Origin of the sequence: Burkholderia sp. PAMC 28687 (assembly GCF_001577465.1) — a bacterium.
Lineage (GTDB): Bacteria > Pseudomonadota > Gammaproteobacteria > Burkholderiales > Burkholderiaceae > Caballeronia.
Genome location: NZ_CP014506.1, coordinates 1,535,761 through 1,559,647, shown reverse-complemented (window position 1 = coordinate 1,559,647; position 23,887 = coordinate 1,535,761). Strand labels below are relative to the sequence as shown.

Genomic DNA, 23,887 nt, shown 5'->3' with positions numbered 1-23,887 from the left:
CGCCCAACGGACGCCCTTGCTTTCAATCGAGCTGCTTGAGAGCTGATTTCGTTTTTTGCTCCGCGTCACGTGACCCGAGCCGGCGAATGTAAGAGGCTGCACATCGTCACGGGGGCATCGGTGACAACCATCGGCACAAGAATCGAAGAACAGCCGGCATCGTTCACTGTAGTGGGCATCGGCGCGTCAGCCGGCGGCCTCGAAGCCATCTCCGAGTTGCTCGCCGGCATTGCACCGGCGAGCGGCATGGCCTTTCTCGTGGTCCAGCATCTGGCGCCGCTGCGGCCAAGCCTGCTCCCGGACATCCTGTCGAAACAGACTGCGATGCCGGTTATCGAGGCGCGCGACGGCATGAGCATCGAGATCGACCACGTTTATGTCATCCCGCCCAACGCCAGCATGTCGGTCGCGGAGCGCCAGATCAGGTTGCGGCCGCGCGGAGAGACACTCGGCCCGCCAATGCCGGTCGACGATCTGTTCGATTCGCTTGCCGCCGATCTGGGCGTCGATGCTATCGGCGTGATCCTGTCCGGCAACGGCTCGGACGGCGCGCTCGGGCTGCAAGCCATTCAGGGCGAAGGCGGCATCACCTTCGCGCAGGACCCGGCTTCGGCCCGGCACAGCAGCATGCCGCGTGCGGCAATCGGCCTTGGATGTGTCGACAGCGTGCTGTCGCCATCTGATATTGCCCGGGAAATCGGGCGCGTTGGCCGCTTCCCGAAGCGCGCGCTTGACCAGCTCGAATTGATGGGACCTGCCACCGATCCTGGCGACCAGAGCTTGCGCCCTCTATTCCGGCTACTGCGCAACGCGTGCAATATCGACTTTACCTACTACAAGCGCGGTACCGTCCAGCGCCGCCTGTCCCGCCGCATGGCGCTGCGCGAGCTGACCTCGGTGAACGACTACGTCACGCTGCTCGATTCCGATCCCGTCGAAACGCAAGCGCTCGGGCGTGACCTCCTGATTCGCGTGACCGAGTTTTTCCGTGATCCGGACACGTTCGACGAACTGGCCCGGACCGTGTTTCCGCGATTGATCGGCGCCTTGCAGTCAGCTGATTTGCCGGACTCCCGCGCGCCCATCCGAATTTGGGTGCCGGGATGTGCAAGCGGCGAAGAGGTCTATTCCATCGCGATCTGCCTGATGGAATACCTCGACGGGCGCGGTTCCAATATGCAAATTCAATTCTTTGGCACCGACGTCAGCGTCGATGCGCTGAAGACCGCGCGCGCCGGCCGCTACATCGAGAACATTGCGCGCAACGTGTCGCCCGAGCGCCTCGAGCGTTTCTTTGTTCGCGATGGCGATCACTATTGCGTAGACAAGTCGATCAGAAGTCTCTGCACGTTTGCCTGTCACAACGTCGCAACCGACCCGCCGTTCTCGAGGATCGACCTGATCAGTTGCCGCAACTTGCTGATCTACCTCGACCCGATGCTTCAGCGCAACGTCATGCCGTTGTTTCACTACGCATTGGCGCCTGATGGTGTCCTGATGCTCGGACCCTCCGAATCGGTTGGCGCATCTTCTGAGCTGTTCAGCGTCATTCCGAGCGTGGCGAGCAAGCTCTACATCAAAAAGCCCCGCCCGGGAAGACCGCGAATGGGCCTTCCCGCAACGAGGCCGACGCCGCAAATGAACATCGCTGCAACGCCGCTGGTCAGCGGCCGCGAAAATGCCTCGCGCGCTGAGTTGTTGCGACGCGAAGTCGATCGCATGACACTCGCGCGATACACCCCGCCAAGCGTGCTGTGCGATGAAGAGTTGAACATTCTCGAATTTCGCGGCGATACCGCGGCCTACCTCGTCAATCCAAGCGGTCCGCCGACCAGCAGTCTGAAGCGGCTGGCGCGCCCCGAGGTCTTCCTTGCCGTAGATGAGGCCGTCAGGCAGGCGCGCCTTGGAGCCACGGTGATTGCGAGGAACGGACTGCGCCTGAACAATACGGCAGGCGGCGGACGGGCAAACATGGTTGCGCTCGAGGTGCATCCGGTCCAGATAGCCGACGTCCCCGGCCGGTTTTTCCTCATCTATTTCGAGGCGCCTGCAGAACGGGCCGCCACGCTGCGCTGGGCCAGCCGCGAATCGTTGATGAAGATGGCCGGGCAGGCCTTCCGAAATGCAACGGGACGCTCGGGTCGGACGAGCCACGGCGACAAGGATATCGAGATCGCGCGACTGGGTGCCGAGCTCGAAGGCAGCCACCGGCATCTCCTGGCCATGGTCGAGGAACACGAGACCGCGCGGGAAGATCTTCGGGCAAGCGAGGAAGAACTGCTGTCGAGCAACGAGGAATTCCAGAGTACCAATGAGGAACTGGAAACCGCGAAGGAAGAGCTGCAATCCGTCAACGAAGAACTGACGACCACTAACGACGAACTGCGTTATCGCAATCACGAACTCAAGAGCGCCATTGACGAGGCCGCTCGTGCCCGCGATTTCGCACAGGCGATTGTCGAGACCATGTCGGAGCCGTTGCTCGTGCTGGAGGCGGATCTCAAGATCACGCTCGCCAATGGCGCGTTTTATCAAACGTTCCAGACTTCGCCGGACCAGACCATCGGCACCAAGCTGTATGACCTTGGCAACGAGCAGTGGAACATCCCTGCGTTACGGGAGTTGCTCGAAGATCTGCTTCCGCAACGAACGACGGTCCGCGACTTCCAGATCACGCATGAATTTCCCGGCATCGGTTTGCGCACGATGCAACTCAACGCAATGCGGGTTGCATGGCCGGCGCAAGCGCTGATCTTGCTGACCATCGCCGATGTGACCCGGCAGCATCAGGCGTTCGACCGGCTGCAATCCGCCGATCAGCAGAAGGACGAATTTCTCGCCATGCTCGCGCATGAGTTGAGGAACCCGCTTGCGGCCATTCGCAACGGCTTGCAGGTCTGGGGAAGTGGCAACGCGGACATGGAGGCGCAGACTCTCGCTCGTGAGGCTGCACAGCGGCAACTGGATCACGAGATCCGGCTGGTCGAGGATCTGCTGGATGTATCGAGAATCACGCGCGGCATCATTGTTCTGAAGTCCGAGAAGATCGATCTGGTCGAGACCGTGCATCGTGCGGTGGAAGCCATGCGCACGGAATTCGAGGCGTACCGGCACGAGGTCACGTTGGCGCTGCCTGTGGACGTATTGCCGATCGCGGCGGACGCAATGCGCATCGAGCAAGTCGTGGTCAACCTGCTCGGCAATGCAATCAAATACACGCCCCCGGGCGGCCACATCCGAATCTCGGTCGAACGGCATTTCGATGATGCGCTGTTGACGCTCGCCGACGACGGCATTGGCATGTCGGCCGAGCTGATCCCCACGATCTTCGACATTTTCGTCCAGGCGGAGCGTTCTCTCGACCGCAAGGCGGCGGGCCTGGGGCTTGGGCTGGCGCTGGTGCATCGGCTGGTCGAATTGCATCACGGCAGCGTGCATGCGTTTAGCGAAGGGCTCAACCGGGGCAGCAAGTTCGTGGTGCGCCTGCCTGCGTTGCCGCGCGGCACCGTTCCGGATGAACCGCTGCACGCGGCGATCCATGCTGCGCCGGAGTTTGGGATCATGCGCATCCTTGTTGTCGATGACAATGTGGATGCGCTGGAGAGCAGCGCGGCGCTGTTACGTATCGATGGTCACGTGGTGCAGACCGCGCGGGATGGCGCCACCGCCTTGCGCTGTGCCGTCGAGTTCAGCCCCGACGTTGTCCTGCTCGATATCGGCCTGCCTGAGATGGACGGGTACGAGGTCGCCCGGCGCTTGCGTTTGCTGCCGGGACTGCACGACACCTTGCTGATTGCGCATAGTGGTTACGGCGAGGAAGAGCATCTTCAGCGTGCCCGCGAGGCAGGCTTCGATCACCATCTGGTAAAGCCTGCCGACCTCAGTCAACTGAGCGCGATCATCGCGGTTTGTCGTGAAAGAGGTTTTCCGATGGGGAATCATTAGAGGAGCGGATGCCCGGTGAACTACTACGCTGCCCCACACTGACTTATCCACAGATTCTGTTGGCAAGGCTGTGGAGAAGTCCTGGGAACACGCGGCAAGGCATTGATTTCAATCGGATGTATCGGTGTGCTCCGCGCCGACTATAATCGCCGCGATCTTTCACAAGTTTGGTTTTATCGTCATGAATTCCCAGTCAATCTTTTTACTCAACACTGCAGCCGCAGTGGTGCTGACCACCGCCATGAGCGCGTGCGCATCGCAGGAAAGTGCGCAAGGGCCTAACCGTGTCGGTTTGGCAAACCCCGCTTCCAAGTACTGCATCAGCCTTGGGGGAAAACGCGAAACACGCAAGGATGCCGCCGGCAACCAATCGAGCGTCTGTCACTTGCCCGACGGCACGACCATCGACGAATGGGCGCTTTATCGCCGGGATCATCGGCAGCCGTGACCGATAGCCGCATGTCATAATCCGCGCAGACTTATCCGCGGAAAACCGGGCGCGACATGTTGAGCCGTTTCTATCGAAAGATTGGCAGCCTGCTGGGATTGCTTGCGATCCTCATGGCAACGCTCGCGCCGACGGTTTCTCACAGCCTCGCGGCAAATCATCCAGGCGATGGCATGCAGGACGAGCATTGTTCAATGCCGTCCATGCAGGGTGCATCGGCCGAAGGCAAGCCGGACGCCGATAAACACACCCAAATGTCCGACGGCCAGGACTGCGCATACTGCAGCTTGCTCGCTCACATGCCCGCCGTGCCGACTGTGCAGGCACTGTTCGCCAACACGATCCGGCTGACACAACATCAAGTTGCCACGCGCTTCGAAAGTGTCGTGCGCGTCGAGCCTTACACCTTCGTCCAGCCTCGCGCCCCACCCGTTTTGTCCTGATCTGATTCCACAAATACATAGCCGGGTCGCACGCCGTATCGACGGCGTGCGACGGCTTGACGACGACCTGTCACCAGACCAAACGGATCACCATGCGAACCTTTTCAACGCGCAGCGCGGCGCCGCTGCTTGCGTCGTCGATTCTTTCGACTGCCGCTACCGCCTGCTTCCTGATTCCATCTCCAGCCCACGCACATGCGGTTGCGGGCGACCGAGTCTTTCCATCAACCCTGTCAGTAGACGACCCCGGTGTCGGCGATGAAGCCAATTTCCAGTACGGCCATCAACGCGTACCGGGAGACAACGGCGATCAAAGCATCAATACCTTCGATGCCGAATACGACAAGCTCATTACGCCACGGTTGGCGGTATCGGTGGGCGAGACCTATGTGATGCAGAACAACGCAAAGGCGCGCGGTTTTGACAACCTCGATGTCGGCGTGAAGTACCTGCTCTACGTGAACGACGCACACGAGTTCATGACATCGGTTGGCCTCGATGCCGAGATTGGCGGCACAGGAAGCCACGCCATAGCCGACAGCTTCTCGACGCTTTCGCCGACCATCTTTGCAGGCAAGGGCATGGGCGATCTCCCCGATTCGCTCGCCTACCTGCGCCCGATCGCCATCACCGGCGAAGCCGGTCCCGCGCTGACCACGGGCGCCGGCCAGCCGAATGCGTTCAATTACGGCTTCACCGTTCAATACAGCCTGCCGTACTTGCAGCAGCACGTCCATGACCTCGGTTTGCCGCAACCGCTGTCGAATATCGTCCCGCTGGTTGAAGTTCCGTTGTCCCGCAGCCAGGGGCAGACCACCGGCACCGTGAACCCGGGTTTCATCTGGATCAACCGCTATGGACAGTTCGGCGTGGAGGCACAGATCCCGATCAACCGGGCGAGCGGATCGCATGTAGGCATTCTGGTCCAGGCCCATATTTTCTTCGATGACGTCGCGCCGAACACCATCGGCAAGCCGCTGTTCCAGTAACGAGGATATCCCCGATGAAAACCAGACATTCAATCACGCTTGCCGCCGGACTGTTGTCCGCCGCCACCGCATTCGCGCACGTGTTCCCGCAAAAGCAGGAGCCGGGAGCGGGTGCGTCGGTGGCGTCGCCCGCGCAGGTGAAGATCACATTCGATGGGCCGCTGGAACCGGCGTTCACCACGCTCACAGTCACCGACGCCGCCGGCAAGCAGGTCAATACGGACAAATCGACGGTCGATGCCCAACAGCCGACGGTCGCTACCGTCGCGCTGCCGGCTCTGCCGGCCGGGCATTACATCGTGCATTGGGCGGCGGTAGCGGATGATGGGCATAGAACGCACGGCGATTATCCGTTCGATGTGAAATAAAACCCGTTCGGGGTTCATCGCCAGCCTTGATCGGATTTATGGCTGCAGGGCCGCGTGCTCAATCGCGGCTCTTGCCCCTTTGTTCAATTGCACGACCGCCGCAATCAGCTCATGGCGAAAGGTTTTACTCGATGCCAGCTCGGCGTCGAATACTTCGCGGCATCCAAGCATGGCATCAATAAGTCCTTCTGGCGTATTGCCAGCGCTTTCCACCAATGATGCGAGCCTTGCAGCCATCGGATCATTGATCGAAAAGGTGGAACCGTCGTCAGCGCGGCCGCGCAAGAATACGAACCACGCTGCCACGCAAAGGGCGAGTCGCGCGATCGATTCACCCCGCGCCAATCGCGCTGAAATCGTCCCCAGCAAGCGCGGCGGGATCTTTTGACTTCCATCCATTGCGATCTGCGCACAGCGATGCTTGAGCGCCGGATTCGAATAACGTGCCAACAACGCATCGCGATACGCCATTAGATCGAACGTGCGCGGAACAGTTAGCGTTGGTGCGATCTCGTGTGTCATCATCGCGTGGATCAGCGTTCGCATGGGCGCGAAAGACATGGCTTCATCGATAGTCGCAAAACCGCCAAGCATGGAGAGATAAGCAAGCGTGGAATGCGTGGCGTTCAGCATGCGCAGCTTGGCGAGCTCGAAAGGCATGACGTCATCCACCAACTGCGCGCCGACGCTGTCCCAAGCGGGCCGTCCAGCCGGAAAGCGATCCTCGATCACCCATTGGCGGAACGGTTCGCACGGGACCGGCGCGTCGTCGCGCAAGCCCAGTGCGCTCAATGCGGCATCGCGATCAGCATCCGTTGTGGAAGGGACGATGCGGTCCACCATCGTGGATGGAAACGCCACCTCGCGTTCGATCCATGCGGCGAGGTTTGTATCGAGTGCGCTTGCATATGAGCAGACGACTTGCCGCAAGGCTGCGCCGTTGTGCGAGAGGTTGTCGCACGAAAGCACGGTGAACGGTGCTGCGCCCGCAGCACGTCGCGCACGCAGAGCGGCGACCAGGATACCCGGGACGGTGCCTGGCTCGTCGGGGTTGTGAAGATCATGCGCGACGCCGGGATGCGCCAGGTCTACGTCGCCGGATGTCGGATCGCGGCAATATCCCTTCTCCGTCACGGTCAGCGAGACGATGCGAACGTTGGTATTGGCGAGCAATTCGAACACGCGAATGCGATCGTGCGGCATGGCAAGCACTTCAAGCAACGCACGCACGACGGTCGTTTTCACACCATCAGGTCCGCGTTCCACCACGCTATATAAACCGTCTTGCGCCATCAATGCGTCGCGCTTGGTGACGTCGCCCTGCAAAGTGACGCCGCATATCCCCCAGTCGCCACCGGCGGCGAGCATGGCTTCTTCCGTATAGACGGCCTCGTGCGCCCGATGAAAATTGCCAATGCCCAGATGCACGATGCCAATGGCCGGCTCCCGCCACCCGCGTCCAAGCACATGACTCTCTTTGAGCGATGCCAGCGCATCGCGACAAAGCCTTGATTTAGCGTTCATTTGATAACCCCAAGCCGGGAAAACCCTTGATTGACGTCTGCGTCTACTTGTATGGTAGCATTATTTCCATCGATAGAATCTCAAGGAAAGCCCCATGAAAATTGTCCGTGCCGACGTCATCGTCACATGTCCGGGCCGCAATTTCGTCACGTTGAAAGTGGTGACGGACGAGGGGGTCTACGGCATTGGCGACGCTACTTTGAATGGCCGCGAACTGGCCGTGGCGTCTTACCTGAAGGATCACGTTTGCCCGATGCTGATCGGGCGTGATCCGGGTCGTATCGAAGATATGTGGCAGCTTTTATACAAGGGCGCTTACTGGCGGCGCGGTCCGGTGACCATGACCGCCATCGCGGCGGTGGATGTGGCGCTGTGGGACATTCTCGGCAAGGTCGCGAACCTGCCGCTGTACAAGCTGCTCGGCGGCGCATCGCGTGAAAGCGTGATGGTGTACGGACACGCAACAGGCCGCGATATTTCCGAAGCGCTCGACCGCTATGCGGACCATGTAGAGCAGGGCTACCAGGCGATCCGCATTCAGTGCGGCGTGCCGAACATGCGGTCGGTTTATGGCGTATCGAAGGGCTCGGGCATGTACGAACCTGCGACCAAAGGCGTGGTGGAAGAGCAGACGTGGTCATCGGAAAAGTATCTCGACTTCGTGCCGAAACTCTTCGAGGCAGTGCGCGACAAGTTCGGCTTCGATACCCATCTGCTCCACGATGTACATCACCGTCTCACACCCATCGAAGCCGCGCGTCTCGGCAAGTCGGTCGAGCCGTATCGGCTCTTCTGGATGGAGGACCCCACGCCCGCCGAGAACCAGGCCGGTTTCCGCCTGATCCGCGAGCACACCGTGACGCCGATTGCCGTTGGCGAAGTGTTCAACAGCATCTGGGACTGCAAGCAGCTCATCGAAGAGCAACTCATCGATTACATCCGCGCGACGCTCACGCATGCCGGCGGTATTACCCACCTGAAGCGCATCGCGGATTTCGCTTCGCTTTATCAGGTGCGCACGGGTAGTCATGGACCATCGGATCTGTCGCCTGTCTGCATGGGCGCCGCGTTGCATTTCGACTTGTGGGTGCCGAACTTCGGCGTGCAGGAATACATGGGTTTTCCGGCGGAAGCGCTCGATGTTTTCCCGCACGCATGGACGTTCGAGCGCGGCACGATGCATCCCGGCGATGCACCCGGCCACGGCGTCGACATAGATGAAGAACTCGCCGCACGCTATCCGTATGACCCGGCGTACCTGCCGGTTGCACGTCTCGAGGACGGCACGCTCTGGAACTGGTGATCCGCATCGCCTGAGCAGAATCATCGCGTCGAACATCAATATCAACGGAGTCTCACATGCTTGCAGCCGTCCTTCACGAACCGAAACGCTTGCGTATCGATGAAGTCGATGCCCCTCAACCCCAACCCGGCCAGGTCCAGATTCGCGTGCGCGCGGGTGGTATCTGCGGGTCGGATCTGTCGTATTACTTCAAAGGCAAAAGCGGCGACTTCGCGGTGCGCGAGCCATTCGTGCTGGGTCACGAAGTTGCGGGCGAGATCGCCGCACTTGGCGCTGGCGTCAGCGGTTTGCGCGTCGGCCAACGCGTCGCCGTGAATCCGGGGCTCAACTGCGGCGAATGCCGGTTCTGCGTGAAGGGCACGACCAATCATTGCCTCAACATGCGCTTCATGGGCAGTGCTTCAACGTTCCCGCATATGCAGGGCATGTTTCGTCAGTACATTGCCGTTGCCGCGCGGCAATGCGTGCCCGTGCCCGACACACTTGGCTTCGCCCAGGCGTCCATGGCCGAACCGCTCGCCGTCGCCTTGCATGCGCTGAGGCATGCAGGCTCGCTCGTCGGCGCACATGTGCTCGTGGTCGGATGCGGGCCGATCGGCTGCATTGTGTTGTCGGTTGCGCGGCGTGCGGGGGCGCATCGTCTGGTTGCACTGGACCTGGCCGAGAAGGCGTTGCAGATGGCCACGACGCTCGGCGCGGATCAGACCGTGCTCGCCACTGATCAAACGCAAGTCGATGCATGGTCGCAGTCGCGCGGCACGTTCGATGTCGTCATCGAGGCATCGGGCAGCCCCGCGGGACTCGATACCGCCCTGCGTGCAGCGCGCGCCGGCGGCACGGTGATCCAGGTGGGGAATCTGCCTGCGGGGCAATCGCCCGTTGCGGCCAATTTCGTGATGGCGAAGGAGTTGCGCTATCAGGGATCGTTCCGTTTCATCGATGAATACGCGGTCGCCGCCGAAGAGATCGCCATGGGAAAGATCGACCTGAGCCCGTTGATGACGCATGTCTTCCCACTTGCGGACGCGAACCGCGCGTTCGAAGTCGCACATGACCGAAACCAGTCGATGAAAGTCCATCTGCAATTCGACTGAAACCCATCTACGCATCGCCAAGCGCCCGATTACATAGAGGCGTAAATCAGGAGACGTCCATGTTCAAGAGCCAACGCTGGTTCGTAGTCGGTTTGCTGTTTCTTGCGGGAGTGATCAACTATCTCGATCGCGCCGCGCTCTCCATTGCCGCGCCGCTCATTCAGAAGGACCTGAACTTCTCGCATGCGCAAATGGGTATTGTGTTCAGCAGCTTTTTTATCGGCTATGCGCTGTTCAACTTCATTGGCGGCGTGGCGTCGGACAAGATCGGCGCGAAGAAAGTGTTCGGCGCGTCCATGGGCATCTGGTCAGTGTTCTGCGGCGCCACTGCGCTGGCGAGCAGCCTGGGATCGCTGATCGTGTTGCGCGTGTTGTTCGGCATGGGCGAAGGGCCGTTCAGTTCGTCCAACAGCAAGATGGTCAACAACTGGTTTCCGCGCCGCGAAGTGGCGAGCGCGATCGGCGTGATCAGTTCCGGTACGCCGCTTGGCGGCGCGCTCGCGGGACCTGTAGTCGGGTATCTGGCAATACGGTTTGGCTGGCGCTGGGCGTTCGTCGCAATCATGGTGCTGGGACTCATGTGGCTCGTGCTGTGGTCGTTGACCACCACTGAAAGGCCGCAGCAGAACAAGCGCGTTTCGGCCAGTGAACTTGCGTTGATTGTCGAGGGACAACAGCAGGCTTCATCGATGGAAAGCGCACCCGCCGGCGAAAAACTCGGGCTGCGTTTCTATTTGAAGCAGCCGATCATCCTTGCGACGGCATTCGCGTTTTTCTCCTACAACTACGTGCTGTTCTTCTTCCTGTCGTGGTTTCCGACCTACCTCATGGAAGCCCATCATTTGTCGCTGCATGACATGAGCATTGCGACCGTGATTCCGTGGGTGCTCGGGAGCATCGGTCTTGCCGCAGGCGGTTTTATCACCGACATGATCCTGCGCATCACCGGCAAGCCTTTGCTCGCGCGCCGCATGGTCCTGTCCGTGTGCCTTGGCGCAGCGGCCGTGTGCGTGGGCTTTGCCGGACGCGTGGAAAGCATGCAGGGCGCGGTTGCGTTGATGTCCGTGTCCATCTTCTTCCTGTACGTGACCGGCGCGGTGTATTGGGCCGTGATCCAGGATACGGTTCGACGCGAGAACGTCGGCGGCGTGGGCGGGTTCGTGCATCTGCTCACGAATCTTGCCGGCGTGATCGGGCCGGCGGTGACGGGGTTCATCGTGCAGGCCACACATGGTGCTTACGGTAGTGCGTTCGTGCTCGCGGGCGCCGTTGCGGTGCTCGGCGCGCTGTGTTCACTCATATGGATTCGCGAGCCGCGCGGCAAAGGTGTGGGCACGCGGCGGGTGGTGGTATCGTAGGTTCGTGCATGCCGGAGGGTCCGATCCGGCAACAGCCGCGTGGTAGTATGGTAGATGACAAGCCGAGCTTTTTTGTTCGGCGCGTTGTCTATTTACTTCCTCGTTCAGGTGCGGGTCATGGTGATGAAAAAGGTCCTGTCGGCTCCCACACGACCAGGCGCGCCCTCGGCAAACGGCGTGAACAAAAGCGCAGGCGCCGCGTCTTCGTTGATTGCACCGGTTGCATCGTCCAGAGGTCGCGGCCGCGCGTCGGAAACACGAATCGCGCTGCCCAACTTGCGCGGCCAGCTTCAGGTGGACTCGCACGAGCCTATCGGCAAGCAGATTTTTCGCGCGTTGCGGGAAGCGATCTTTTCCGGCTTGCTCGTGCCCGGCACGCCGATGTCCGAAACAGAAGTATCTGAGATGTTCGAAGTATCGCGGCAACCCGTTCGCGAAGCGTTCATCAAACTTGTCGAATCCGGCGTGCTGCAGGTTTTGCCTCAGCGTGGGACCTTCGTCAAAAAGATATCGCCGAGGCGAGTCCGCGAAGGCCGGTTCATTCGTGAAGCCATCGAGGCAGCCGTCGCACGCAAAGCCGCGGTTGCGATCACGGACCCGCAACTGTCAGATCTCGCCGATAACCTGCGCGACCAGAAAGTCGCGGCCAAGGTCAACGACACCTCCGCCTTCCTCGCGCTCGACGAACGCTTTCATTTCCTGATCGCGCAATCCATAGACTGCGTGGCCGCGTGGGACACCATCCAGGACATCAAGGCGCAGATGGACCGCGTGCGTTACCTGAGCTTGCCGGATGTGTCGCCACTGGAGCTCATCATCAGGCAGCACGCGCGGATTGTGAGCGCGCTGAAGGCGCATGACGCCGATGGAGCCGAGGAAGCCATGCGTGCCCACCTGCGGGAGATATTGACCTCCCTGAAGCCCGTTGCCGAGCGCAATCCCGACTGGTTCGAGCCGGACGAGCCCGAGCGGGTTCAACTCACCATATAGCGGCGCGCCGAAAACGTTCGCAAGCATTCCACATCCCGAAATAAAAGTATTCAAGCCGGTCGCGTCGGGCCGCAAAGCTTAATTCCCGACCGTCAAACCAGACCTAAAAGAGCGGTTAAATCCCTTCGAAAGAAAAATGAGGCAAAATTCAATGGTTAACGCCGGTTTGTGACGCGGCCGGCGGCGTTTCAACCTCTTTCCCTTTTCTCGGATTAGCGATGAGCACCCAACAACCCACGATCATCTACACCCTGACTGACGAGGCTCCGCTGCTGGCGACCAACGCCTTTCTGCCCATCATCCGCACGTTCACCGCGCCGGCAGGAATCAACGTCACCACCAGCGACATCTCGGTCGCCGGCCGTATCCTGGGTGAGTTCCCCGAGTTCCTGACCGAAGAACAACGCGTTCCCGACAACCTCGCCGAACTCGGCCGCCTGACGCTGCTGCCTGAAACCAACATCATCAAGTTGCCGAACATCAGCGCGTCGCAGCATCAGTTGATTGGTGCGATCAAGGAACTGCAGGGCAAGGGCTACAAGATCCCTGACTTCCCCGAAGACCCGAAGACGGACGCAGAGAAGTCGATTCGCCAGCGTTACTCCAAGTGCCTCGGAAGCGCCGTGAACCCCGTGCTGCGCGAAGGCAACTCCGACCGCCGCGCGCCTGCCGCCGTCAAGAACTACGCGCGCAAGAACCCGCACAGCATGGCCAAGTGGAGCATGGCTTCGCGCACCCACGTGGCGCACATGAAGCACGGCGATTTCTATCATGGCGAAAAGTCCATGACGATCGACCATGCGCGCGACGTCAAGATGGAACTCGTCAGCAAGAGCGGCAAGACCATTGTGCTCAAGCCGAAGGTGTCGCTGCTGGAAGGCGAGATCATCGACAGCATGTTCATGAGCAAGAAGGCGCTGTGCGACTTCTACGAAGAACAGATGGAAGATGCGCGTGAAACCGGCGTGATGCTGTCGCTGCACGTGAAGGCCACCATGATGAAGGTCTCGCACCCCATCGTGTTCGGTCACGCCGTGAAGATTTTCTACAAGGATGCGTTTGCCAAGCACGGCAAGCTCTTCGATGAACTCGGCGTCAACGTCAACAACGGCCTCGTCAATCTGTACGACAAGATTGAAAGCCTGCCGAGCTCCAAGCGCGAAGAAATCATCCGTGACATGCATGCTTGCCACGAGCATCGTCCGGAACTCGCGATGGTCGATTCCGCCAAGGGCATCTCCAATCTGCATGCACCGAACGATGTGATCGTGGATGCATCCATGCCCGCGATGATCCGCATTGGCGGCAAGATGTGGGGCGCCGATGGCCGTCCGAAAGACACCAAGGCCGTGATTCCGGAAAGCACGTTTGCGCGTATCTATCAGGAGATCATCAACTTCTGCAAGACCAACGGCAACTTTGATCCGGTCACCATGGGCACCGTGCCGAACGTCGGTTTGATGGCGCAGCAGGCTGAGGAATACGGTTCGCACGACAAGACGTTCGAAGTGCCGGAAGCGGGTGAAGCGCGCATTGTCGATATCGCCACGGGCGAAGTGCTGTTGACGCAGAACGTGGAAGAGGGCGATATCTGGCGTATGTGCCAGGTGAAGGACGCGCCGATTCGCGACTGGGTGAAGCTCGCCGTGACCCGTGCGCGTAACTCCGGCATGCCGGCGATTTTCTGGCTGGACCCGTATCGTCCGCACGAAGCCGAGATGATCAAGAAGGTCGAAACGTATTTGAAGGATCACGATACGACCGGTCTGGACATTCAGATCATGTCGCAGGTTCGTGCGATGCGTTACACGCTTGAGCGCGTGATTCGCGGTCTGGATACGATTTCGGTGACGGGCAATATCCTGCGCGATTACCTGACGGACTTGTTCCCGATCATGGAACTGGGGACCAGCGCGAAGATGCTTTCTATCGTTCCGCTGATGGCTGGTGGCGGGATGTATGAGACGGGCGCGGGTGGGTCGGCGCCTAAGCATGTCAAGCAGTTGGTTGAGGAGAACCATCTGCGTTGGGATTCGTTGGGGGAGTTTTTGGCGCTGGCTGTGTCGCTTGAAGATCTGGGTATCAAGACCGGGAACGCGAAGGCCAAGGTTCTTGCAAAGACGCTCGATGCCGCGACCGGTTTGCTGCTTGAGAACAACAAGAATCCTTCGCCGAAGACCGGGCAACTGGATAACCGCGGTAGTCAGTTTTATCTGGCTATGTATTGGGCGCAGGAACTGGCCAAGCAGACGGATGATGCTGAGTTGGCGGGGTTGTTCGCGCCGCTGGCAAAGCGTTTGACTGAGGATGAAGCTACGATCGTTGCCGAGCTGGCTGCTGTGCAGGGACATGCGGCCGATATTGGTGGGTATTACTGGCCTGATGTTGAGAAGCTCGGGGCGGTTATGCGGCCTAGTAAGACGTTGAATGCGGCGTTGGGGACGGTGAAGGGTTGAGGCTTTGAGCCGCTCTATGGATTAGGGCGGTTCTCATTCAGCTAACGATTTAGAGGCTCCTTCCGGCGATAGCAGGAAGGAGCCCCTAATTTTTTAACTGTAGTGTGTTTGTTTTTCGGCCTGAGAGGACACTGACCACACTGCATCAACGCGGGCGAATGACCCCTTGGGGGCGCTCCGCCATGTGGCGCCGATCGGCCACTCGACCAGTTTGCTTGAATCGTCGACAATCGGCACATCTCGGTCGTACCCGGGAACCCTCCCCCTCACCGAATTTCATTGAAGATATCGATCGCGATGGGCAAGAATCCAGAGAGTGACCTGCCCGTTCAGGAGTGGCCTGAGTGGCGCTTTTTTGATCAAACTATCGAGCTGCTGGCGGACGTAATCTCAAGGGTAGCAACAGCAACTGACCCCGATCAAGTAGGAGTGCTTTATCCGTTCCTTGACGCAATTCAGGAATCGGCATCGTCCCTTCGAATTCTCGTTAGCCATCAGGCGCTACGGGATTCATACGTTATTGCCCGCGTGATCTACGAAACGGCTATCAACAGTTGTTTCTTGCTAACTGACCCGGCCAAGCTTTCAGTGCGAGCGCAGGTTCATGCTAAGCAAAAGACGCTCCGAAACTTAGTACGTAAGATCGAAATCGCTGGTACACCTTTGTTCGAGTTCAAAAATCGAAATGCTGACGAGCTCATGCGGGAACCGACCAATATGAGGTGGCTTGAGGAGTTTACGTCTAAGTCAGGACGCGAAATTACGTCATGGACGAACGAAAACGTCCAACAACGTTTGGAAGCGGTTTATCTGACGTTTGGCGCGGAGATCACAAGGGGCTTAGCATTTGGGCTTCTACTGTATCGACACGCGTCCGAAATTGCGCACGGGACGCTTTATGGGACTCTGTTTTCTTGGGGTGCAGCCGAGCCGGGCCACCCACTAAAGTCGCCTAGCGACTTGGGCATTTTCCGGCGAGCGGAACTGCGTCATTTGTTGAAGCTCGTGAGTTTCTCTTTGGAGTCTTTGATTCGCGTATGCGCAGCGACGCTTAACTCTCCGAGCTTGGATAAGTCGGCGCAACAGCCGCTTCGTGAATATTACAAAGCTCGGAGCGAACCCACAAGCGTCGAACGGGATGGGTAGCAACAAAGGAGGATTTGCAAGATGAGCGTCATTCAGATGACTCCGCAGCGATACCTTAGCATTGTCGAAGAGTATGACCTGATCGTCGACCATGCTTGTGCGATGTCCGGTCGTTTAACTGGACGCTCGGTCGTAGAAAAACACTTGTCGTATGCGGAGACAATTTTTACGAAGCTGCTTTGTCACGCGATCAGTCTCCGAAAGCTTTCGCCCACGCTTCAGCCCTCCTCCCCGACTGAACTCTGGGACATCGGCTCATGTTGCGCAGTCGCTCGAACCTTAATCGAGGCGTTCGACGCATTGGCATACGTCAGCCTTCACTCCGTTCTCCCGCCCGAACGTGAATTCAGGCTCCTAGTATGGGAATTGCATGACAAGGAGCATCGTCTGCACATGCTGGAGGAAATCGGAGCTGCCGGTCCGGATGTCGAGTCGGTCAGAAGCGACACCAAAAATTTGCAAACGATAGTCACAGCGCACGCGTTCTACGCTGAGTTGTCGAAGGATGTTAGGAAGATGATTGCGGAGGGTAAGGCGCCTGCGTACCTTCGAAGCAAGAAGGACCGCAATGCCGCCAGCGGCGTCAATCACGACTACTACAACGGCGTAACGATGTTCCTGTCCCAGTACGTACATACGTTACCATTCGCGCTGAGTCAGTTGACATTAAGCCATGCGGGAGACCCTGGCGCACTGCAGGTGGTGGCAATGCCGTTGCAGTATTCCATGCCGTTCCTCGCCAAAGCCGTCGTCGGGATTGGGACCCTTTGGCCGGACGCGCAGGTGGAGATGACTGCGGACTTGCAGCAGAAGCTGGACCTCTGGCTTTTTCTTTTGGAGCAAGGCGTAAGAGGAGCTGAAAGATAAAAAAAGATAGGAAGATGGGGGCTAGAGCGCACGCCGAAGTTCGAGATTTCTACTCAAATCAGGGCCGCGCACATCTACCTTGGAAAGACCGTTTTTACAAAAGCGCGAATGTCCCTTCAGGGTCGAGTTCGGTCAATCGGTATCGTCGAGAGCCGACGTTCGCGTCATATATTCTTCCGCAGGCGATGAATGGCGGTCATGGCCGAAAAGCGTCCGTTAGGATATTCGGGAAATTCTTATTCCTGCGAACCGACCGAAATCTACTGGGTCTATCCGAAAACCTAAAACTATCCAGGCTGGTCCGGGATTAAAGATCCTCGGACGTCTTAGCCGCATTTACCCCCCCACACCCCTCAAACCCCCTCAACATCCCCCCATCGACAAAATAAGTCGACCCCACGCTATAACTCGCCTTCTCCGAACAAAGAAACACAACAAACCCCGCCAGCTCCTCCGCTGATGCAAACCGCCGAATAGGCGCATGCTCATCCGCAACTTGCTGCAGATGTCCCTCCCAATCCCCGCCAGAATCCTGCGTCAACTGCTTCGCCGTCTTCACCCAATCCGGCGTCAGCACCAGCCCCGGGTTAATCGTATTCACGCGAATATTGTCTTTAATAAACTCATTCGCCATGTTCTTCGAAAGCATCATCAACGCCGCTTTCGTCACGTTATAAATCGGCTCATACCCAAGCGGTTGGCTCGCGCAAATCGATGCGTTGTTCAGAATCGCGCCACCGCCGCGCGCTTTCATCATCGGCACCAGGCCTCTTGCCAGTCGCACCGCTGCCATCACATGCAGGTCCCAGTACGCGAGCCACTTTTCATCGGGCGCGTCCATGATGGTCTCGTTGCTGCCCGTGCCCGCGTTATTGAAAAGAATATCCGCGCCACCAAAATTGTCCTTGGCCGCAGCGACCAGCTTGTCCGCGCCCGCAGCAGTCGCCACATCGCAAGACACCCCTACGGCCTTGACGCCGAACTTCTTGGCGATGCCTTCAGCCGCTTGCGTCAACCGTTCCTCATTGCGCGCGGCCAACAACAAATTCGTTCCTTCCGCTGCGAACGCCTCGGCCACGGCGAGCCCGATACCCACGCTGGCGCCCGTCAACACAGCCACTTTCCCGCGCAAATTCAAATCCATTTTCTTTGTCTCCGTTATTAAATAAATCAAGCCAGGAATCTAAGCTAGTTAAAACCGATCAACCCCGCAAAGTCGACTCGATAGCATCAAGCCAAAGCGCAACCGCATGCGCGCCCGGATCGGCGAAACCTAGCGCGCGATCGCCAACGTAACTCGATCGTCCAAGTCGCGGATGCATCTGTGCGGTAGCTGTGGCGCCTTGAGTGGCGGCATCGACGGCGGCGTTCAACGCATCGCCGGCACTCAGGCCTTTATCGAGCGCTGCGTTCAGCGCAACGGCGGCGGGATGCAACGCATCGACCATCGTCCGGTTGCCTGGTTGCGCACCGCCCAGTTCCATCACGCCCGCAACGGCGGCAGTGAATGCTTTCGACCAGACTTTCGCATCGGGCCCGTGCGCCTCATTCAGCGCCGCTGCAGCGCGCAACAGCATCACCGCATACAGCGGCCCGGATGTTCCACCGACAACGCGCCGTATCGTCGCCGACATGGTCCGCAGCACATCGGCCGGCGCGCTCTCGGCGGGATAAGTATCGATTTCCTGAAGGATGCTGTGCGCCGCACGCGACATGCTGATGCCAAGGTCGCCGTCGCCTACGCGCTGGTCCATCTCGGTCAACTCCGGCTCCACTTCGAGCAGGCGAGCGCATACGGCTTCAATGACCCGCCTTAATGCCGACTCACGCGAGAGCCGCGCACCACTCGCCGCGATAGGCGCAGCAGGCGCCTGCTTGACGGACACCTGTGCAACGCGTCCGCTCAATGCGGGCCATGCGCTGGTGATCGCGGCGGCATCGAGTCGAGCGATCCGCTGGTCATCGACTCGCATCAACGTAAGCGATACCCCCGCCATTTCCAGCGCGCTAAGGAACGTGCCGGACCACGCGCGTTCCACGATGATATGTCTTGCAGCAAGGGCCCGAAGCGCTGATCCGGCGACAATGCTCAGCTCGCTCGATGGCGTTGCGCCCAGGTTGTTCACAAGCAACGCAACGCGATCATCGGCCTTGAGCTTGAGGTCGTCGACTATTTTCGCAAGCAGGCGTTCGACGATGGCGTCGGCGGATACGAGCGCGCCGCGCTCGACGCCGGGTTCGCCGTGAATGCCGAGGCCCCATTCGATTTCATCGTCGGCGAGTGTGAAGCCGGGCTTGCCCGCAGCGGGCACGGTGCACGGAGTGAGGGCCACGCCCATCGTTCCGATCGATGCTGCCGCGTCCCGCGCGATCTGCGTCACTTCGCTCAACGGCAATCCTTCGGCTGCTGCCGCGCCCGCTATCTTGTGAACGAATACGGTGCCCGCCAAGCCGCGCCGGCCGGCATGTTCGCCGCTTGCGGACAACGCGACGTCATCGGCGACGGTCACCATCTCTACCGCGATTCCTTCAGCACGCGCAATCTCGGCGGCGAGTCCAAAGTTGAAGCGATCGCCGGTGTAGTTCTTCACGATAAGCAGCACGCCTGCCGGACCTGCGACGGCGCGAATGGCGTCGAGCACGGCATCGGTTGAAGGCGATGTGAAGACTTCGCCGGCCACCGCAGCGCTAAGCATGCCCGGACCCACGTAACCGCCGTGAGCGGGTTCGTGACCGGAGCCGCCGCCCGAGATCAGCGCGACCTCGCCGAGCGCGGCAGCGGCCTCTGCATCGGCTCGCACGATGATCGTGCTGCCTTGCAGCAACGACAGACCAGGATTGAACGCAGCGAGTCCGTCGAGCATGTCGGGCACGACGGCGGAGACATCGTTGATGAGCTTTTTCATTCCGACTTTTTCCTTGAAAGCCGCGGACTCGCGGCGTGAGCACGTTACCGTTGCATTACATGATAAGGCAGCGGACGCACTGACCCTTTGCTTCGGGCCAAAGAATCATGGGCTTGCGCGCTTAGTCGTGTGCGTCATATCGATAGCACTTTGATTATTCGTTCCAACCGTAGAGTGTATTCGTCGCCATCTACTATTTCCCACGATGCACCGCGCATATAGTCAATCCAACCCCGCGACACTACGGGAACAGCTAATCCTTAGCGACTGAACGCGCTTCACCACGAGCGACGTCCAGTCAACAAACGAACTTACCTGCAGGACTGACATGACGAAACTATCTGGAAAGATCGCCGTAGTTACAGGCGGAAACAGCGGCATGGGCCTGGCAACCGCACGTCTCTTCGCTAAAGAAGGCGCGAAGGTGATCATCACGGGACGCCGGCAGAAAGAGCTGGATGAAGCGGTGGAAAGTATCGGTTCAAACGGAGAGGGCGTGCTCGGCGATGTCGCCAAGCTATCGGATCTGGACAAGCTGCACGACCACATCAAGGCGAAATACGGCCGCGTGGACATCATCTTCGCAAACGCAGGTGTAGGTTCGCTTGCACCGATCGATCAGGTAACGGAAGAGCAGTTCGACGAGACCTTCGGCATCAACGTGAAGGGTACGTACTTCACGGTGCAGAAGCTGCTCCCGCTAGTGCCGGATGGTGGCTCGATCATCCTGAATGCATCGATTGCCGCGAACACGGGCATGGAAGCGTTCAGCGTTTATTCCGCCAGTAAAGCGGCAGTCCGCTCGTTGGCGCGTACGTTGACGACCGATCTGAAGGCACGCAAGATCCGCGTGAATGCGATCAGCCCGGGTCCTATCGATACACCGATCTTCGGCAAGACGGGTCTGACCGAAGAACAGATCGAAGGCTTCAAGTCAGGCATCACATCGCAAGTACCGCTAGGCCGCATTGGTCTGTCGGAAGAAATCGCCAAGCCGGCTTTGTTCCTTGCATCCGACGATAGCAGCTATATCACGGGCATTGAACTCACCGTCGATGGCGGTATGGTTTCGGTCTGATCGTAAGCGGCAGGTTGGCGGCATCGGCTCATTAAGCGATGCCGCTTTTTGCGTTTGCGCTCAGATTGCTTTGGCGGTTGCACGCCGGATTGGCGTGGTGACGATATGCACGGCGCGTCCAGCAAAGAGTCCAAGCAATGCCATGACCAGGCACAGCGCGGCGCAAATCGCCAGGGCCACGTTCCAGTTTCCTGAAGCATCGTGCAATTGGCCGACCAGCGGCGGGCCCGCGGCCGCAAGCAGATATCCAACGCATTGACTCATTCCCGATAACGCTGCCGCCTGATGCGAATTGCTCGCTCGCAAGCTCACAAACGCAAGGCCAAGAATGATCGCGGCACCGGCACCGATGCCAAAGAAAATGATCCAGAGCATCGCCATGGACGGCGCCAAGAGCAGCCCAAGCAAACCAATCGCGCTGATGGTCGATGCAATGAACGCAGCCACACGCTGATCTTTCAACTTCCGTACGACAGGCAAAAGCAGCAAGCCTGGAACCGCCGTTGCGAGTTGCAGGACGCCGTGCAGGGAGCCGGCTTTATCGGAGGAAAAACCGGCATCGTGAAGTATTGCGGGCAGCCAGCTCACCGCGACGTAGTAGACAAACGAATTCAGTCCAAGGAACAACGTCACTTGCCACGCGAGCGCGGAACGCCACACTTCGCCGCCGTGAGGAGGCGTGGCTGTGTCTCTTGAAGGTGATGTCCGGCTGCGAAGTTGGGGCAGCCATATCAAAGCAGTGACAATCGGCAGCACGATAAACGCGCCGATAACCAGCCGCCAGTCCGAGTTGAAGACCTGTGCAAGCGGAACGGCAATGGCCGAGGCGATGGCAGCGCCAACGCCCATCGTCAGTGCGTAAGCGGAGGTGAGGGTTGCGGTTTTATCGGGGAAATCGCGCTTGAGCAAACTCGGCAGCAACACATTCCCCAGTGCAATCCCGCCGCCGATGATCGCCGTGCCGAGATAAAGACACCATACGGTTCCCGTCGAGCGCACGGCGATGCCCGCGCCAATCAAAACCAGCGCCGCGAACAACGAACGTTCGAGACCGTATTCACGGGCGACGCGCGCCGCAAACGGCGAAACAATCGCAAATGCGAGCAAGGGCAGGGTGATCAGCATGCCCGCTTCGGTCGTCGTCAGGTCGGCATTCGCACGAATCAAACCGAGCAGCGGCGCAACGCCGGTAAAAGGCGCTCGCAAATTCGCGGCGATCAACAGGATTCCGACTATCAGCAACGCCGGCCGCACCACGATTGGCGCAGCACCAGATTGAGATTTCACGATGATTTCGATCTGACATTAATAAGCCTTAAGACTAAACATTGGACGCGGATACGAATCTGGAGATAATGACAAAATAGTTCTAAAAGCGGTCAGAGACGCTATGTCGATCCTTCGCGCCACTCTTACGAGTTTTGATCCGGACACCATGCATCAGCCCGCGAACGCCGTGCGCGTGGATGTGGTGGAGAACGAGAGCGAGTTGCCGATGCATCGGCACAGCAAGGGCCAACTCGTTGTTGCGTTGCGCGGCGGCGTGACGTGCGAAGTGTCCGATGGTCTCTGGATGGTGCCGCCGCAATGCGGCGTGTGGGTACCGGGCGGCATGTTGCACAGTAACCGCGTGACGGCTAACGGCCGTCTTTGTTTCCTGTACGTCGATCCGCTCGCGGCCGCGCTGCCGGATACGTGTTGCACGCTTTCGCTTTCGCCGTTGTTGATCGAGTTGATCCAGCGGCTTGCCGCGCTACCGCAGATCTATGACATCGATGGCCCGACTGGCCGGCTCGTCAGCGTCCTGCTGGACGAACTCACGGAGATGAAGACCGAGCAGCTCCATTTGCCGATTTCGGAAGATCCGAAGCTGCGCCATATTGCCAATGCGCTCACGGTCGATCCCGCCGACCGGAGCACGGCGGCCGAGTGGGGCACGCGGGTCGCAATGAGTGAACGCACGCTCACACGCCTTGTTCTGCGCGAAACGGGCATGAGCTTTGGCCGATGGCGCCAGCAACTGCACATCATCATTGCGCTGCAGCGGCTTTCCGCGGGGGCGTTGGTACAGCGCGTGGCGGAGGATCTTGGCTATGAATCGGTCAGCGCTTTCATCACGATGTTCAAGAAAGCGCTCGGCAAACCGCCGGCACGTTACTTCGCCGACAAGGATGATGGAAAAGGTGCTTAAAAGAACATTTCTTTTTGCTTTCAAGTTTATTTCAAATGCATATAGAATGCGCTCACTTTAATTTGATCGGGGCGCACATGTCACCTTTTGCTAAAGCAGCGGCTACGTTGGCGGGCTGCATCGGGGCCTTCACCATGGTGGTTTGCATTGTCGAGGTGCTGGCGAATTGAGGCGGTGCTCAGTGATGAATGACGCTGACCGAGGCAGTATCTTGGCTTGCATGGCGGAGCGCGTTATCGATAAGATTGCCGCACGGCTTGGCCAGCAATTTCGTGAATGTCCACGACAATTGTTTGCGCTGTTTTATGAGCCCGGGGTGGCTACACGCCGACGCTTGAAGTCGCCGCGCCGGCGTTTGCCCGTGACGTCAATGATGATACCGGTACTCCTGGGTGCGTCCGCCGTACCCGTAGGACGCCGCTCTCACATCTTCTACGTAGATATAACTCTCTTCATGCAGCTCGCCCAGGATTCGCGCGAACCCTGCGTACACCTGCGCTATGTAACGCGCTTTTTCGTCTTTGGTATTGGTCTCGTCGGTGACCTTGATGTCCATATAGAAGCTTGCTTTCTTATGTTCGGTCAGCGGCTTGCCCGCGATCACCCAGCTATCCGGATTCACGAACTGGATCGTGATCGCCGTGACGTCGCGTTTCTTCCCCAGCAAGGAAGACGTCAATTCAAGCAACATGTCCGAGATCGCCAATACTTTTTCGGCCGACTTTTCACCGCTTACTTTCACGTTCAGGATAGGCATTTTCAGCTCCATTTAGTTCGCTAT

Annotated in this window: 19 protein-coding genes; 14 read left to right on the top strand and 5 right to left on the bottom strand. The window is 59.0% G+C overall.

The genetic code is table 11. The annotated features are described in order from the left end of the window. Positions 1-120 precede the first annotated feature (120 nt). The 5 genes from AX768_RS22280 to AX768_RS22260 all read left to right on the top strand — a co-directional run bounded on the left by AX768_RS22280 (position 121) and on the right by AX768_RS22260 (position 6,193). On the top strand, positions 121-3,945 hold the full coding sequence (locus AX768_RS22280) for a chemotaxis protein CheB (protein WP_155524302.1): 3,825 nt from the start codon (positions 121-123) through the stop codon (positions 3,943-3,945). Between the two features lie 181 nt (positions 3,946-4,126). Continuing rightward, positions 4,127-4,393 carry a putative hemolysin gene (locus tag AX768_RS22275; RefSeq protein WP_062002430.1) on the top strand — a complete coding sequence of 89 codons (267 nt, stop codon included), beginning with the start codon at positions 4,127-4,129 and terminating at the stop codon, positions 4,391-4,393. Between the two features lie 56 nt (positions 4,394-4,449). Further along, the gene (locus tag AX768_RS22270; RefSeq protein WP_062002148.1) at positions 4,450-4,836 is read left to right on the top strand and encodes a DUF2946 domain-containing protein; all 387 of its coding nucleotides are present in this window, start codon (positions 4,450-4,452) and stop codon (positions 4,834-4,836) included. A gap of 92 nt (positions 4,837-4,928) precedes the next feature. Next, positions 4,929-5,825, top strand: coding sequence for a hypothetical protein (locus AX768_RS22265; protein WP_155524301.1), 897 nt, complete (start codon positions 4,929-4,931; stop codon positions 5,823-5,825). 14 nt (positions 5,826-5,839) lie between these two features. After that, positions 5,840-6,193, top strand: a complete 354-nt coding sequence (locus AX768_RS22260; RefSeq protein ID WP_062002147.1) for a copper resistance CopC family protein — start codon at positions 5,840-5,842, stop codon at positions 6,191-6,193. A 36-nt stretch (positions 6,194-6,229) separates the two neighbouring features. Here the strand turns inward: AX768_RS22260 and AX768_RS22255 are convergent, their stop codons facing one another. Further along, positions 6,230-7,717 (bottom strand): mannitol dehydrogenase family protein, encoded by a 1,488-nt coding sequence (locus AX768_RS22255; protein WP_062002146.1) that lies wholly within the window; start codon positions 7,715-7,717, stop codon positions 6,230-6,232. A gap of 94 nt (positions 7,718-7,811) precedes the next feature. Here AX768_RS22255 and manD point away from each other — a divergent pair, with 94 nt between their 5' ends. The 7 genes from manD (at position 7,812) to AX768_RS22220 (ending at position 16,931) form a co-directional block, all read left to right on the top strand. After that, entirely contained in the window at positions 7,812-9,020 is a 1,209-nt protein-coding gene (manD, locus tag AX768_RS22250) for a D-mannonate dehydratase ManD (RefSeq protein WP_062002145.1), read from the top strand. 56 nt (positions 9,021-9,076) lie between these two features. Further along, a complete protein-coding gene (locus tag AX768_RS22245; RefSeq protein WP_062002144.1) occupies positions 9,077-10,114 on the top strand; it encodes an L-idonate 5-dehydrogenase in 1,038 nt (345 codons plus the stop codon). A 59-nt stretch (positions 10,115-10,173) separates the two neighbouring features. After that, positions 10,174-11,472 carry an MFS transporter gene (locus AX768_RS22240; protein WP_062002143.1) on the top strand — a complete coding sequence of 433 codons (1,299 nt, stop codon included), beginning with the start codon at positions 10,174-10,176 and terminating at the stop codon, positions 11,470-11,472. Between the two features lie 117 nt (positions 11,473-11,589). Beyond that, positions 11,590-12,462, top strand: coding sequence for a GntR family transcriptional regulator (locus tag AX768_RS22235; RefSeq protein WP_231941464.1), 873 nt, complete (start codon positions 11,590-11,592; stop codon positions 12,460-12,462). A 218-nt stretch (positions 12,463-12,680) separates the two neighbouring features. Further along, a complete protein-coding gene (locus AX768_RS22230) occupies positions 12,681-14,918 on the top strand; it encodes an NADP-dependent isocitrate dehydrogenase (RefSeq protein WP_062002142.1) in 2,238 nt (745 codons plus the stop codon). Positions 14,919-15,197: 279 nt separating this feature from the next. Beyond that, complete coding sequence (locus AX768_RS22225) at positions 15,198-16,064, top strand: DUF5677 domain-containing protein (protein WP_155524300.1); 867 nt, start codon at positions 15,198-15,200, stop codon at positions 16,062-16,064. A gap of 21 nt (positions 16,065-16,085) precedes the next feature. After that, complete coding sequence (locus tag AX768_RS22220; RefSeq protein WP_062002140.1) at positions 16,086-16,931, top strand: hypothetical protein; 846 nt, start codon at positions 16,086-16,088, stop codon at positions 16,929-16,931. Between the two features lie 307 nt (positions 16,932-17,238). On the opposite strand, the gene AX768_RS22215 is transcribed toward AX768_RS22220, so the two are convergent. After that, on the bottom strand, positions 17,239-18,009 hold the full coding sequence (locus AX768_RS22215; RefSeq protein ID WP_231941463.1) for an SDR family NAD(P)-dependent oxidoreductase: 771 nt from the start codon (positions 18,007-18,009) through the stop codon (positions 17,239-17,241). Between the two features lie 124 nt (positions 18,010-18,133). Next, the gene (gene dhaL / locus AX768_RS22210; RefSeq protein ID WP_062002138.1) at positions 18,134-19,837 is read right to left on the bottom strand and encodes a dihydroxyacetone kinase subunit DhaL; all 1,704 of its coding nucleotides are present in this window, start codon (positions 19,835-19,837) and stop codon (positions 18,134-18,136) included. A gap of 328 nt (positions 19,838-20,165) precedes the next feature. Here dhaL and AX768_RS22205 point away from each other — a divergent pair, with 328 nt between their 5' ends. Next, the gene (locus AX768_RS22205) at positions 20,166-20,915 is read left to right on the top strand and encodes a glucose 1-dehydrogenase (RefSeq protein ID WP_062002137.1); all 750 of its coding nucleotides are present in this window, start codon (positions 20,166-20,168) and stop codon (positions 20,913-20,915) included. A 60-nt stretch (positions 20,916-20,975) separates the two neighbouring features. Here the strand turns inward: AX768_RS22205 and AX768_RS22200 are convergent, their stop codons facing one another. Further along, positions 20,976-22,202, bottom strand: coding sequence for a CynX/NimT family MFS transporter (locus AX768_RS22200; RefSeq protein WP_231941461.1), 1,227 nt, complete (start codon positions 22,200-22,202; stop codon positions 20,976-20,978). Positions 22,203-22,305: 103 nt separating this feature from the next. Between AX768_RS22200 and AX768_RS22195 the strand changes: the two genes are divergently transcribed. Beyond that, on the top strand, positions 22,306-23,106 hold the full coding sequence (locus AX768_RS22195) for an AraC family transcriptional regulator (RefSeq protein ID WP_062002136.1): 801 nt from the start codon (positions 22,306-22,308) through the stop codon (positions 23,104-23,106). A 367-nt stretch (positions 23,107-23,473) separates the two neighbouring features. Here AX768_RS22195 and AX768_RS22190 read toward each other — a convergent pair whose 3' ends face one another. Then, a complete protein-coding gene (locus tag AX768_RS22190) occupies positions 23,474-23,863 on the bottom strand; it encodes a tautomerase family protein (protein ID WP_062002426.1) in 390 nt (129 codons plus the stop codon). Positions 23,864-23,887 lie beyond the last annotated feature (24 nt).